11 protein-coding genes are annotated in these 13,657 nt (G+C 68.0%); 4 read left to right on the forward strand and 7 right to left on the reverse strand.

What is annotated here, in order from left to right:
* Window positions 1–7: 7 nt before the first annotated feature.
* The gene (mshB, locus tag AC068B_RS07055; protein ID WP_478669566.1) at window positions 8–931 is read right to left on the reverse strand and encodes an N-acetyl-1-D-myo-inositol-2-amino-2-deoxy-alpha-D-glucopyranoside deacetylase; all 924 of its coding nucleotides are present in this window, start codon (window positions 929–931) and stop codon (window positions 8–10) included.
* A 22-nt stretch (window positions 932–953) separates the two neighbouring features.
* Window positions 954–1,148, reverse strand: coding sequence for an SH2 domain-containing protein (locus AC068B_RS07060; protein WP_478670273.1), 195 nt, complete (start codon window positions 1,146–1,148; stop codon window positions 954–956).
* A gap of 147 nt (window positions 1,149–1,295) precedes the next feature.
* Between AC068B_RS07060 and AC068B_RS07065 the strand changes: the two genes are divergently transcribed.
* Window positions 1,296–3,473, forward strand: a complete 2,178-nt coding sequence (locus AC068B_RS07065) for a S9 family peptidase (RefSeq protein WP_478669567.1) — start codon at window positions 1,296–1,298, stop codon at window positions 3,471–3,473.
* A 19-nt stretch (window positions 3,474–3,492) separates the two neighbouring features.
* On the opposite strand, the gene AC068B_RS07070 is transcribed toward AC068B_RS07065, so the two are convergent.
* From AC068B_RS07070 to AC068B_RS07090, 5 genes are all read right to left on the reverse strand, one after another.
* Entirely contained in the window at window positions 3,493–4,566 is a 1,074-nt protein-coding gene (locus tag AC068B_RS07070; RefSeq protein ID WP_478670275.1) for an ABC transporter ATP-binding protein, read from the reverse strand.
* A 61-nt stretch (window positions 4,567–4,627) separates the two neighbouring features.
* Window positions 4,628–5,674 carry an ABC transporter ATP-binding protein gene (locus tag AC068B_RS07075; protein ID WP_478669569.1) on the reverse strand — a complete coding sequence of 349 codons (1,047 nt, stop codon included), beginning with the start codon at window positions 5,672–5,674 and terminating at the stop codon, window positions 4,628–4,630.
* Window positions 5,675–5,680: 6 nt separating this feature from the next.
* The gene (locus tag AC068B_RS07080) at window positions 5,681–6,658 is read right to left on the reverse strand and encodes an ABC transporter permease (protein ID WP_478669570.1); all 978 of its coding nucleotides are present in this window, start codon (window positions 6,656–6,658) and stop codon (window positions 5,681–5,683) included.
* Window positions 6,651–7,574 (reverse strand): ABC transporter permease, encoded by a 924-nt coding sequence (locus AC068B_RS07085; RefSeq protein ID WP_356250380.1) that lies wholly within the window; start codon window positions 7,572–7,574, stop codon window positions 6,651–6,653. Before AC068B_RS07085 ends, AC068B_RS07080 begins: the two co-directional genes overlap by 8 nt.
* 70 nt (window positions 7,575–7,644) lie before the next feature.
* Window positions 7,645–9,279: a peptide ABC transporter substrate-binding protein gene (locus AC068B_RS07090; protein ID WP_478669571.1), complete on the reverse strand. Its 1,635-nt coding sequence runs from the start codon at window positions 9,277–9,279 to the stop codon at window positions 7,645–7,647.
* A 408-nt stretch (window positions 9,280–9,687) separates the two neighbouring features.
* Here AC068B_RS07090 and AC068B_RS07095 point away from each other — a divergent pair, with 408 nt between their 5' ends.
* The 3 genes from AC068B_RS07095 to AC068B_RS07105 all read left to right on the forward strand — a co-directional run bounded on the left by AC068B_RS07095 (window position 9,688) and on the right by AC068B_RS07105 (window position 13,654).
* Window positions 9,688–10,713: an ABC transporter permease gene (locus AC068B_RS07095; RefSeq protein ID WP_478669572.1), complete on the forward strand. Its 1,026-nt coding sequence runs from the start codon at window positions 9,688–9,690 to the stop codon at window positions 10,711–10,713.
* 82 nt (window positions 10,714–10,795) lie between these two features.
* The gene (locus tag AC068B_RS07100; RefSeq protein ID WP_478669574.1) at window positions 10,796–12,580 is read left to right on the forward strand and encodes an ABC transporter substrate-binding protein; all 1,785 of its coding nucleotides are present in this window, start codon (window positions 10,796–10,798) and stop codon (window positions 12,578–12,580) included.
* 93 nt (window positions 12,581–12,673) lie between these two features.
* On the forward strand, window positions 12,674–13,654 hold the full coding sequence (locus tag AC068B_RS07105; RefSeq protein ID WP_478669575.1) for an ABC transporter permease: 981 nt from the start codon (window positions 12,674–12,676) through the stop codon (window positions 13,652–13,654).
* Window positions 13,655–13,657 lie beyond the last annotated feature (3 nt).

A 13,657-nucleotide genomic window follows, 5' to 3' on the forward strand; every position in this document is an offset into this window, starting at 1 on the left:
CGCGTACTCACAGCGCGGTCACCTCAGCCACATCCGTCACCCTTTCGAGTCCCGCGAAGAGATCGGTCTCACGGAACGTTCCTTCTGCCGACGCTTCTCCCCGCACCAGCTCGTAGTACTCCACATCGAAAATCGGCTGCGCGAGCTCGTTGGAGAGGATGAAGAGCGGACCGCTCACCGTGATCTGGGTCGCGTGGGCCGCCATGGCCGCCGCCTTGGCCGCCTTGTACGGTCGGCCGTCGATCTCCGTGGTGATCCGCTCGTCGTCCGTGACGCCGGGCACGTCGGCGACGACGGCGGGCGTGCCGAACGGCGAGTGCCGCAGCGCGCCCGACATCCAGTGGAAGCGCTCCTCGACCACGGACCGCGGAGCACGGTTCCAGTAGATCTTCGCGATGGTGTGGGGCGTGCCGAGGTCCGCGCGGAAGGCGGGCTCGGAGGCGAGCTCGGCCGCGCGCATGGCGACGCGGTGCGCCTGGATGTGGTCGGGGTGGCCGTACCCGCCGTCCGGGTCGTACGTCACCAGGACCTGGGGGCGCACCTCGCGGATCACTTCGACGAGGTGCGCGGCGGCCTCGTCGAGGTCCGCCGACCAGAAGGCGCCGGGGCGGTCGTTCTGCTCGACGCCCATCATCCCGGAGTCGCGGTAGCGCCCGGTGCCGCCGAGGAAGCGGTGGTCGGCGACCCCCACTTCCTTCATGGCGGCCGCCAGCTCCCCGATGCGCTGGGCGCCCAGGGAGTCCTCTCGGTCGGCGGCGAGATGGGCGAGCTCGGCCGGAATGACCTCGCCCTCCTCGCCCAGCGTGCAGGTCACCAACGTGACATGAGCGCCCTCGGCCGCGTACTTGGCCATGGTCGCGCCGGTGGTGATCGACTCGTCGTCGGGATGCGCGTGCACGAGCAGCAGGCGCCGGGCGGGCAGTTCCGTCATGGGACCACCCTACGAGCCCGCGTCAGAACTTGATGTCGCTGATCATCCCGGCCACGTTGGTCGTCAGCTCGTTGATCGTGGGCGCGACGGACGAGCTCGCCAGATAGAAGCCGAGCAGCGTACAGACGACCGCGTGTCCCGCTTTCAGTCCTGACTTCTTGACCAACAGGAAGACGATGATCGCCAGCAGCACCACCGCCGAAATCGAGAGTGCCACGGCGGTCACCTCCAACTCGTTGTCGTACCCCAGTGCGGACCCCAGCAGGTACATACCCACCAAGCGCTACGGATCATAACTATCCGTGCGGACGCATGAGTCGGAGCACGGCAGCACAGGGGGGCGCATGAGCCATAGGCTCGGGGGATGACCACCGAGAACCCCGGAATTCCCAGGCCCGACGAGAGCCAGGCACAGCGGCTCTCCTTCCCGCGTCAGCACGCCAGGACGCAGCGCTTCACCCTCGGCGCGCCCCGTGCGTTCACGGTGGCGCCCGACGGGTCGCGCGTCGCCTTCCTGCGCTCGTCCGACGGCACCGACCGGGCGAACCGGCTCTGGGTCCTCGACGTGTCGGACACCAGCTCGGAGCGGGTCGCGGCCGATCCGCACGTGCTGCTCGGCGGCGTCGCCGAGCAGTTGTCCGCCGAGGAGCGCGCACGGCGCGAACGCAGCCGTGAGGGCGGCGCGGGCATCGTGGGATACGCGACGGACGCGGCGGTGGAGCTGGCCGCGTTCGCGCTTTCGGGACGCCTCTTCACCGCGGAGCTGCGCGCGGGCACGGCGCGCGAACTGCCCGTGCCGGGGCCGGTGATCGACCCGCGCCCCTCGCCCGACGGGCGGCACGTCGCCTACGTGGCGCAGGGCGCCCTGCGCGTGACGGGGGTGGACGGGGAGGACGACCGGGCCCTCGCGGAGCCTGAGGCGGGCCAGGAGGCGACCGTCACCTATGGTCTCGCCGAGTTCATCGCGGCGGAGGAGATGGCCCGGTCACGGGGCTTCTGGTGGTCGCCCGACTCGGAGCGGCTGCTCGTCGCGCGGGTGGACGACGCCCCCGTGCAGCGGTGGTGGATCGCGGATCCGGCGCACCCGGACCGGGCGCCCGAGCAGGTCGCGTACCCGGCCGCGGGCACGCCCAACGCGGACGTGAGCCTGTGCGTGCTCGGCCTGGACGGCTCGCGCACCGAGGTGGTCTGGGACCGCGCCCGCTTCCCGTACCTCGCCCGGGTGCACTGGTCGGCGGACGGCGCGCCGCTGCTTCTCGTGCAGTCCAGGGACCAGGGCAGCCAGCTGTATCTCGCGGTGGATCCGGACAGCGGTGCCACGCGGATGGTGCACGCGGAGGAAGATCCAGAATGGCTTGAACTTTTCCCTGGTGTGCCGTGCTGGTCGCCCAGCGGGAAGCTGGTGCGGATCGTCGACGAGGGGGGCGCCCGCGTCCTCGCGTGGGGGGAACGTCCGCTCACCGGACCGCAGTTGCACGTCCGCGCGGTCCTCGACGTCACCGAGGAGGACATCCTGGTGTCGGCGTCGGCGGGTGCGGCGGCGGCCGACCCGGAGACCGGCGAGATCCACGTGTACCGCGTCAACGAGCTGGGGGTGGAGCGCGTCTCGCAGGAGCCGGGCGTGCACTCGGCGGTGCGCGCGGGCGGCCTCACCGTCCTGGTGTCGGCCACGCTCGACCGCCCCGGCGCGCAGGTGCAGGTGCTGCGCGGGGGCAAGCAGGTGGCGACCGTCGCCTCACACGCCCAGCGCCCGGGGCTCACTCCGCGCGTGACGCTCACCGAAGTGGGCACGCGGAACATCCCGTGCGCCGTCCTGCTCCCCACTGATTACAAGGAGACGGACGGGCCTCTTCCGGTACTGCTCGATCCGTACGGCGGCCCGCACGGCCAGCGCGTCCAGCGTGCGCACAACATCTTCCTGACCTCGCAGTGGTTCGCCGACCAGGGCTTCGCGGTCCTCGTCGCGGACGGCCGCGGCACCCCCGGCCACTCCCCCGGCTGGGAAAAGTCGATCAAGAACGACAAGACCCTCACCCTCGAGGACCAGGTCGACGCCCTCCACTCGCTCGCCGAGCAGTTCCCCTTCGACCTGTCCCGGGTGGCGATCCGCGGCTGGTCCTACGGCGGCTACCTGGCGGGCATGGCCGCGCTGCGCCGTCCCGACGTGTTCCACGCCGCGGTCGTCGGCGCCCCGGTCACGGATCTGCGGCTCTACGACACGCACTACGAGGAGCGGTACCTGGGCGATCCGAACCGGACCCCGGAGACGTACCGGCACAACTCCCTGATCTGGGACGAGGGACTCGTGGAGGCGGCCGAGCCGCACCGCCCGATGCTCATCGTGCACGGCCTGGCCGACGACAACGTGGTGGTGGCGCACTCCCTGCGGCTGTCCTCCGCACTGCTCGCCGCGGGCCGCCCGCACGAGGTCCTGCCGCTGTCCGGCGTCACCCACATGACGCCGCAGGAGCAGGTCGCGGAGAACCTGCTCCTGCTCCAGGTGGACTTCCTGAAGCGCTCCCTGGGCCTGCCGGGGAAGTAGCCGCGAGCAGCCCCGCCCGCTACGGCACGACCTGCTTCTCCTCGGCGAAGTGGCAGGCCGAGTCGTGCGCGGCGGGGCTTTCGGCGAGCCGGAACTCCGCCGGTACGGCGAGCAGCGGGACCTCCAGCGCGCACCGCTCCTGCGCCTTCCAGCAGCGGGTGCGGAAGCGGCAGCCGGAGGGCGGGTTGGCGGGCGAGGGCACGTCTCCGGAGAGGATGATCCGCTCGCGGTGCTCGCGCGCCTCGGGGTCGGGGACGGGCACGGCGGAGAGCAGCGCCTGGGTGTAGGGGTGCGTGGGGTGGTCGTAGATCTCCGCGTCCGAGCCGATCTCCACGATCCGCCCGAGGTACATCACGCCGACCCGGTCGGAGATGTGCCGCACGATCGACAGGTCGTGCGCGATGAAGACGTAACTGAGGTCGAACTCGTTCTGCAGCTTCTCCAGGAGGTTGATGACCTGGGCCTGCACGGAGACGTCGAGTGCGGAGACCGGTTCGTCGGCGACGATGACCTCGGGGCGCAGTGCCAGGCCGCGCGCGATGCCGATGCGCTGGCGCTGGCCGCCGGAGAACTGGTGCGGATAGCGGTTGATGTACTCGGGGTTGAGCCCGACCACGTCGAGCAGCTCCTGCACCTTCTGGCGGCGCGAGCCCTTCGGCGCGACCTCGGGGTGGATCTCGTACGGCTCGCCGATGATGTCGCCGACCGTCATCCGGGGGTTCAGGGACGTGTAGGGGTCCTGGAACACCATCTGGATGTTGCGGCGCACCGCCTTCAGTGCGCGGCCGGAGAGGCTGGTGATGTCCTCTCCCTTGTAGCGGATCTCGCCCGCGGTCGGCCGCTCCAGGTTGACCAGCATCCTAGCGACCGTCGACTTGCCGCAGCCGGACTCCCCCACGATGCCGAGCGTCTCGCCCTGCCCGAGGTCGAAGTCGACGCCGTCCACGGCCTTGACCGCGCCGACCTGCTTGCGGATGACGATGCCCTGGGTCAGCGGATAGTGCTTGACCAGGCCGCGGACCTGGAGGATGGGCTCGCGCCCCGACTCCGATCCGTGCGCGGCGAAGTCCGTCTCGCCCTTGGCCTTGTCCATCAGCTGCCGCGCGGTCTCGCCCTCCTCTGCCAGCTGCTTCTTGCTGATGTGCGCGCCGCCTTCACCGTGTCGCATCGAGCGTCTCCTTCCAGAAGTGGCAGGCGCTCCTGCGGTCGGCGGTCAGTCCTTCGTACGTCACCTGCGCGAGCGGCGGCTCGTCGGTGCGGCAGACGTCCTGGGCCATGGGGCAGCGGGGGTTGAAGGCGCAGCCCGGCGGGATGTTCATGAGGTTGGGCGGCAGCCCCTTGATCGCGTACAGCTCCTGGCCCTTCTGGTCCAGGCGCGGGATGGATTCGAGCAGGCCGCGGGTGTAGGGGTGTGCGGGGGCCCGGTAGATCTCGTGGACGGGGGCCTGTTCGACGATGCGGCCCGCGTACATGACGGCGATGGTGTCGGCGACGTCCGCCACCACGCCGAGGTCGTGGGTGATGAGGATCAGGCCCATGTTCATCTCGCGCTGGAGCTCCGCGAGCAGGTCCATGACCTGGGCCTGGACCGTCACGTCGAGGGCGGTGGTGGGCTCGTCGGCGATGATCAGCGAGGGTTCGAGCGCCATCGCCATGGCGATCATGATGCGCTGGCGCATGCCGCCGCTGAACTGGTGCGGGAACTGCCCGACCCGCTCCTTGGCGGCCGGGATGCGCACCCTGTCCATCAGTTCGACGGCCTTGGCCTTGGCGTCCTTGCGCGACATGCCGCGGTGGACGACGTACATCTCGCCGAGCTGTTCGCCGACGCTGAGCACCGGGTTCAGGGAGGACAGCGCGTCCTGGAAGATCATCGCCATCCCGGCGCCGCGGATCTTGCGCCGCTCCTCCTCCTTGAGCTTGAGGAGGTCCTGGCCGCGGAAGAGGATCTCACCGGCGGTGATCTTCCCGGGCGGGGTGTCGAGGATGCCCATGACGGCCTGGGCGGTGACGGACTTGCCGGAGCCGGACTCGCCGAGGACGGCGAGGGTCTCTCCCGCGTCGACGCTGTAGTCGACGCCGTTGACGGCTCTGGCGACGCCGTCCCTGGTGCGGAACTCCACGTGCAGGTCACGCACTTCGAGCAGCTTGGACGCCGCGGGCGTGCCGGACGCGGCCGCCTCGGATGCCACGGTTGCCATGGGCGCCTACCTCAGCTTCGGGTCGAGGGCGTCGCGCACCGCGTCGCCGAGCATGATGAACGCGAGCACGGTGATGGCCAGGGCTCCGGCGGGCCAGAGCAGCATGTGCGGGGCGTTGCGGATGTACTGGGAGGCGGCCGAGATGTCGATGCCCCAGCTGACGGTCGGCGGCTTCAGGCCGACGCCGAGGTAGGAGAGCGTGGCCTCCAGGGCGATGTACGTGCCGAGCGCGATGGTCGCCACGACGATCACGGGGGCGATGGCGTTCGGGGTGATGTGGCGCAGCAGCATCCTGGAGTTGGAGGCGCCGAGGGCCCGGGCCGCCTGGACGTAGTCGTTCTGTTTGGCGGTGATGACGGAGCCGCGGGCGATGCGGGAGATCTGCGGCCAGCCGAGCAGCACCATGAAGCCGATCACCGGCCAGACGGTGGAGCTGGTGACCACCGACAGGAGCACCAGACCGCCCAGGACGACGGGGATGGCGAAGAAGATGTCGGTGATGCGGGAGAGGACCGCGTCCCACGCCCCGCCGAAGAACCCGGCGAGCCCGCCGAGCACGCTGCCGATGAGCGCGACGCCGAGGGTGGCGCAGACACCGACGGTGACCGAGATGCGGGTGCCGTACACGACCCGGGTGTAGACGTCGCAGCCCTGCTCGTTGTAGCCGAAGGGGTGTCCTGGCGCCGAGCCCTTCTGGGCGTTGGAGAGGTCGCAGTCGAGCGGGTTGCCGGAGGCGATGAGCGAGGGCCAGAGGGAGATGACGACGAGGAAGAGGATGACCAGGCCCGAGACGATGAAGATCGGGTTGCGCCGCAGGTCCCGCCAGGCGTCGGACCAGAGGCTGCGGGCGGGGGCCGACGGGCCGCCGCCGTCGGGCCCGCCCGGCGTCTTGTCCAGGGAGGTCGCCTCGCTCGCCGCGAGGTCCATCGCGCCGCCCATGCCGGTCGCGGCGATGGCGCCCTGCGGCTCCTTGGGTTCAGGCATAGCGGATCCTCGGGTCGAGTACGGCGTACAGGAGGTCGACGATCAGGTTGGCCACCAGGAAGACGAGGACGAGGACGGTCACGAAGCCGACGACGGTCTGGGTGCTCTGGCGGAGGATCCCCTGGTAGAGCTGGAAGCCGACGCCGTGGATGTTGAAGATCCGCTCGGTGACGATCGCGCCGCCCATCAGTGCGCCCACGTCGGTGCCGATGAAGGTGACGACGGGGATCAGGGAGTTGCGCAGCAGGTGCCGGGTGACGACGCGGCGCCGGGGCAGGCCCTTGGCGACGGCAGTGCGGACGTAGTCGGCGCGCCGGTTCTCCGCGATGGAGGTGCGGGTCAGGCGGGTGACGTACGCCAGGGAGACCGAGGCGAGCACGAGTCCTGGGATCAGCAGCTCGTTGAAGGGCGCCTCGCTCGACACCGAGGGTTTGATGACGCCCCACTGCACGCCGAGCAGCAGTTGCAGGACGAGTCCGGTGACGAAGGTGGGGATGGAGATGACGACGAGCGTGAGCAGCAGCACCACGGTGTCGATGGGGCGCCCGCGCCGCAGGCCCGTCAGCACGCCCAGCGAGATGCCGATGACGATCTCGAAGACGATGGCGACGACGGTCAGGCGGATGGTGACCGGGAAGGCGGCCGACATCAGCTCGGTGACCTTCTGACCGTTGAACGCGGTGCCGAAGTCGCCGGTGAAGACGTTGCCCATGTACGTGAGGTACTGCTGCCACACCGGCTTATCGAGGCCGAACTCCTTCTTCAGCTGGGCGGCCGTGGCGGGGTCGCACTTGCGGTCGCCGCACAGGCCCGCGACGGGGTCGCCCATCACGTTCACCATCAGGAAGATCAGCAGCGTGGCGCCGATGAAGACCGGGATCATCTGCAGCAGACGCCGGATCACATAACGTCCCATGGGGGCTCCGGAATTAAGGGGAGCGGCCGCCCGGCTCCCCCGCGGGGGCCGAACGACCGCTCCCGGCGTCTCAGTTGACCTTGATCTCGTTGTAGACCGGCACGCTGAACTGGTTCAGCGTGACGTCGGAGACCTTGTCCGAGTAGCCGGCGCTGCCGTTCTGGTACCAGAGCGGGATGGCGGGCATCTCCTTGGCGAGGATCTTCTCGGCGTCCTGGAACTTGCCGATGGCCTTGTTGGTGTCCGTCTCCCCGTTGGCCTCGTTGACGAGCTTGTCGAACTCCTTGTCGGAGAACTTGCCGTCGTTGGACGGGGCGTCGGTGAAGTAGACCGGCTCCAGGAAGTTCTGGATCAGCGGGTAGTCCATCTGCCAGCCCGCACGCCAGGCGCCGTCCAGCTCCTGCTTGGAGGCCTTGCTGCGGAAGTCGGCGAAGGTGCCGACGGGGTTGGCGACGCAGGCCTTGTCGTTGCCGAGGGCCTTGTTGATGGAGTTGCAGACGGCGTCGACCCACTCCTTGTGCGAGCCGGTGTCCGCGTTGTAGGTGACCTTGAGGGTGCCGCCGGGGATGCCGCCGCCCTCCTCGACCAGCTTCTTGGCCGCCGCGGCGTCGTACTCGCAGGCGTCGCCGCACAGCCCCTTCTTGTAGCCGCCCTTCTCACCGAGGACCGGAGAGGTCCAGTCGGAGGCGGGCGTCCGCGTCTTCTGGAAGATCGTTTCGGTGATCTGTTCGCGGTTGATCGCCCGGGACAGGCCCATCCGGACCTTCTCCAGGCCCGGCTTGTTCCACTTGCTGTCGTAGAACGGGAAGGCGAGGGTCTGGATGATGCCCGCGGGGGTGTTGATGTAGCGGTCGCCGAGGTCGTTCTTGGCGTTCTTGAGCTGCGAGGCGGGGACGTCGTCGACCAGGTCGAGGTTGCCCGCCATCAGGTCGGTGTAGGCGGTGTTGTTGTCGGTGTAGACCTTCATGTCCACACCGCCGTTCTGCGCCTTGTCGTCGCCGGGGTAGCCGTCCCACTTGCGCAGGGACATCTTCGAGCCCTTGGTGTACGAGTCCACGGTGTACGGACCGTTGCCGACGGGCTTGGAGAGCCAGGCGTCGTGGTCGTCGTAGAACGCCTTGGGCAGCGGCGCGAAGGCCGGGTAGCCGAGGGTGTCGGGCCAGGTGGAGAACTTCTGGCTGAGCTTGACCGTGAAGGTCTTGTCGTCGACGACCTTCAGTCCGGAGAGGGTCTTCGCGCCGGGCTCGCCCTTCTCGGGGTGGACCTTGTCGTAGCCCTCGATGTAGCCGAAGAAGTAGGCGTTCTTCTGGTTGTTCTTGAGGTTGGCGCCGTAGTTCCAGGCGTCCACGAAGGACTTGGCGGTGATCTTCTCGCCGTTGCTGAACTTCCAGTTGTCCTTGATCTTGACCGTGAAGTTCTGGGCGTCCTTGGTGTCGATCGACTCGGCGATCATGTCCTTGGCCTCGCCGGTCTTCGGGTCGTACCGCTTGAGACCGCGGAAGACCATGTCGAGGATCTTGCCGCCCTGCACCTCGTTGGTGTTCGCCGGCTCCAGCGGGTTCTGGGGGTCGCCCCAGGAGGAGCTCACGATGCCGGAGCCGTCGCCACCACCGCCGCCGCTGCTCCCCCCGCCACCGCAGGCCGTCGCCGCGAGAGCGACGGTCACCGCACATGCGGCCCACTTGGCGTGCGTGGCTCCACGCATGGAGTCCTCCTGTCCTGAGCTGTCCCTGAGCTGTCTTCAGCGCCTCTTGAGTCGCTTACCGCCAAATATCGCCTCAAGAGGAATGAACCGCACATTTACTCCACCCGTACGAGTCCGAGCCCATCCGGATGTACGCATTCCGAGACGCCTGCGCCCGCATATCGGACTCATATCGGACCCATTGCCCGGCTTGCCCAAAACTGACGGACCTTGTCCATCACGCATGATTACGCCAACGCAATGGCATGCCCATGTTCAAGTAAAGAATAATTAAAGGACCTCAAGACAGGCTCAAAGCGGCTCACGATTCATTGACCGCGTGGGAAACGCCTTGCGAAAGTCGCGCCAAGCCCGTGGGTGCTGGTTGTCCTGCGGATTCCTGATGACCCTCTCCGGGCCTGGAGCGCCATGACCTCCCCAACTCCCGCCGCTGCCGCCACGCTTGAAGTGACGGACAAAACACCCGGCACGCCTTCACCGCCCAAGGACCAGGGCAGCAAGGGCCGTTCGCCGGGACGGCTCGCCTGGACCCGCTTCAAGCGGGACAAGTCCGGCGTGATCGCCGCCTGTGTCGTGATCTTCTTCTTCGTCATCGCGCTCTGCGCGCCGCTGATCGCGAAGGCGTACGGGAAGAACCCGTACGACACCTACGGACTCGACCAGCCGGGACTGCTCAACGACTTCAACTACCCGGTCAAGCCGAACGGCGGCATCGACGGGGACTTCTGGTTCGGCGTGGAGCCGGTCCTCGGCAGGGACGTCTTCACCTTTCTGCTCTACGGAATCCGCAACTCCCTGCTGATCGCGACCGCGACGACGCTGCTCGTCACCCTGCTCGGCATCACCATCGGGCTCACCGCCGGATACATCGGCGGGAAGACGGACTACCTCATCGGCCGGGTCATCGACATCCTGCTGGCCTTCCCGTCGACGCTCTTCTACATCGCGTTCTTCCCGGTGATGATCTCGGTCCTGGTCAGCCCCGAGGACAAGATCCCGCAGTGGCTCACCGTCACCAGCCTCATCACGGTGATGACCGCCTTCGGCTGGGCCCCCCTGGCCCGTCTGCTCCGCGGTGAGGTACTCGCCCTGCGCGAGCGGGAGTTCGTGGAGGCGGCCAAGGTCACCGGCGCCTCACCGGCGCGCATCATCTTCAAGGAACTCCTCCCGAACCTGTGGACGCCGATCCTGATCCAGGCGACGCTCCTGCTTCCGCTGTTCGTCACCGCCGAGGCCGGTCTGGCCTTCCTGGGCGTCGGACTGGAGGAGCCCACGCCGGACTGGGGAGTGATGATCCAGAACGGCTCGAAGTACTACCAGGACGACATCACCTTCATGGTCTTCCCCGGCCTCGCCATGGTGATCTTCGTAGTGGCCTTCAACCTCCTCGGCGACTCGGTGCGCGACGCGCTCGACCCGAAGACCCGACGCTGACACTCCCCGGGGCAGGCACGCGCGACGGGGCCGTGTCTGCCCGCTCTTCGCTCTCTTTCCTTCACACAGGGTTGGTAGCCAGATGGCAATCTCACGCAGAAACCTCCTCATCTCGACGTCGGTCGCGGCGGGCGGCTCGCTCGTGCTGTCCGCGTGCAGCAGCGGCGACTCGGGCGGAGGGAAGGGCGGCGCGCACGGCGGTGCCACGGAGTACACCAACGCGAGCGTGAAGGTGGGCACCGAGAAGGACTCGACCGGGCCCGCGCCCGGCGTCCCCGGCGGCAAGAAGGGCGGCACGATCTACGGCGTCGCCGAGGACGACGTGTCGCACATGGACCCGCAGCGCATCTACTTCGCGTACAACTCCTCCCTCGCCAACCTCTTCGCGCGCTGCCTCACCGGCTACCAGACCGACATGGAGGGCCACCAGATCCTCGTCGGCGACCTCGCCACGGACACCGGCAAGGCCTCGGACGACAACAAGACCTGGACCTTCACGCTGAAGGACGGCATCAAGTGGCAGGACGGCAGCGACCTCACCGTCGACGACGTCCGGCACGGCTTCGAGCGCGCCTGGGCCCCGTTCATCACCGAGGGCGCCATCTACGTCCAGCAGGCGCTGACCGGCAAGGGCGCCAAGTGGCGTGACGCGTACGAGGGCCCGTACAAGGGCAAGCACCTGGACTCGATCGTCACCGACAAGGCGAAGAAGACGATCACCTTCCACCTGAAGGAGTCGCGCCCCGAGTTCAACTTCACGCTGGCCATGCACTCGTACGCGGCCGCTCCCGTGAAGCACGACACCAAGGAGAAGTACGACAAGGCGCCCTTCTCCTGTGGCCCCTACATCGTCAAGCACCGCTCCATCGACAAGTCGATGACGCTGACGCGCAACAAGCACTGGGACCCGAAGACCGACTCCATCCGCAACGCCTACCCGGACAGCTTCGAGTTCGAGTTCGGGCCGACCGGCAACGAGTCCTGCGACCGCTTCATCGCGGACCAGGGCAAGGACCAGCAGATGGTCGCCATCTACGAGCCGATCCCGGCCGAGCGCATGCAGAAGGTGCTCACCACCCCCGACATCAAGGAGCGCAGCTTCAACGGCCTGTCGTCGGGCACCTACTACTTCGCCATCAACATGAAGCGCGTCACGGACGTCGAGGTGCGCAAGGCCCTCCTCATCGCCTGGCCGCTGGAGCAGAGCCGCAAGATCTACGGCGGTACCACCGCGGGCGACTACGCGACGACGATCCTCAGCCCCGACATCGTCGGCCGCGAGAAGTTCGACCTCTACGACAAGCTGGACGAGCCGCAGGGCGACGTGAAGCGGGCCCACGAGATCCTGAAGAAGGCCGGGAAGCTCGGCACGAAGATCGTTTACGCCTTCCCGCGGCGCCCCACGTACGACAAGACCAAGATCATCATCGAGAAGAACCTGAAGGCCGCGGGCTTCGAGCCGGTCATCAAGCCGCTCAACTCGACGGACTTCTACGACCAGGCACAGCGCCTGGACAACAAGTTCGACGTGATGTGGTTCGGCTGGTCGCCGGACTGGCCGACCGCCTACACCATGATCCAGCCGATGTTGGACGGCACGGCCATCGGTGACGGCCAGAACAACGTCTCGCAGTGCGACGTCCCCTGGATCAACGAGGCGATCAAGAAGAACGCCGTCATCGCGGACCCGAAGGAAGCGGGCAAGGCCTGGGCCGCGCTCGACAAGCGGATCATGAAGGAGGTCGTGCCGATCATCCCGGAGACCTACCAGCGCCGTTGGTACCTGCACGGCTCCAAGGTCGGCGGCGCCATCCACGACCCGCAGTTCGCCGCGACGCTGCTCCACAAGACGTACGTCAAGGGCTGACGACCGCCCCCGGGGCGGGCTCCCGGTTTTCTCCACGGGGGCCCGCCCCGACCCTCACTTCCCTTACGGCATCCGTCAGGAATCCCAACTGCCATGCTCCGCTTCCTCCTTCGCCGCGTCATCGGCGGCGCGGTGATCCTGCTGATCATCAGCGCGATCGTCTTCCTCCTCTTCTACGCCGCTCCGCGCGACCCCGCGCGCCTGGCCTGCGGCAAGGTCTGTCCGCCGGACACGCTGGCGCTGGTGAAGCACAACCTGGGGATCGCCGATCCGCTGCCGGTGCAGTTCTGGCACTGGTTCGAGGGTCTGTTCGTCGGCCGCGACTACGACACCTACGGGTTCTGTGACGCGCCCTGCCTCGGCTACTCGTTCCGCAACCGGGAACCCGTCCTGGCCACCATCCTCGACCGCTTCCCGACCACCGTCTCGCTCTCGATCGGCGCCGCGGTCGTGTTCGTCGTCGCCGGCGTGGGCACCGGCATGCTGGCCGCCGTCAAGCAGGGCAAGGCGGTCGACAAGATCGCCTCGTCGGCGTCGCTCATCGCCTCCTCGATGCAGATCTACGTCGTCGGCGTCTTCGCCGTGTACCTCCTCACCGACCAGATGCATCTGCTCGACCGGCCCTCGTACACGCCGATCACCGAGAATCCCGCACAGTGGTTCTCCGGGCTGCTGATCCCCTGGCTCGTGCTCGCGCTCATCTTCACCGCGAACTACACCCGCATGGCCCGCTCGCAGCTCGTCGAGACGATGAACGAGGACTACGTCCGCACGGCCAAGGCCAAGGGGCTCTCGCGCCGCACGGTCTTCTTCAGCTTCGCCTGGCGCGGCGCGATGGGCCCGATCGTCACCATCTTCGGCCTGGACATCGGCGTCCTGCTCGGCGGCGCGATCATCACCGAGAAGACCTTCGCCCTGCACGGCATCGGCGAGCTGTCGGTGAAGGCGGTCGACACGAGCGACCTGCCGCTCCTGCTGGGAGTGGTCCTGGTCGCGGCCACCGCGATCGTCATCTTCAACATCGTCGTCGACGCCCTCTACGCGCTGATCGATCCGCGCGTGCGGCTGTCCTAGGGC

Source organism: Streptomyces sp. NPDC042371, assembly GCF_056437465.1.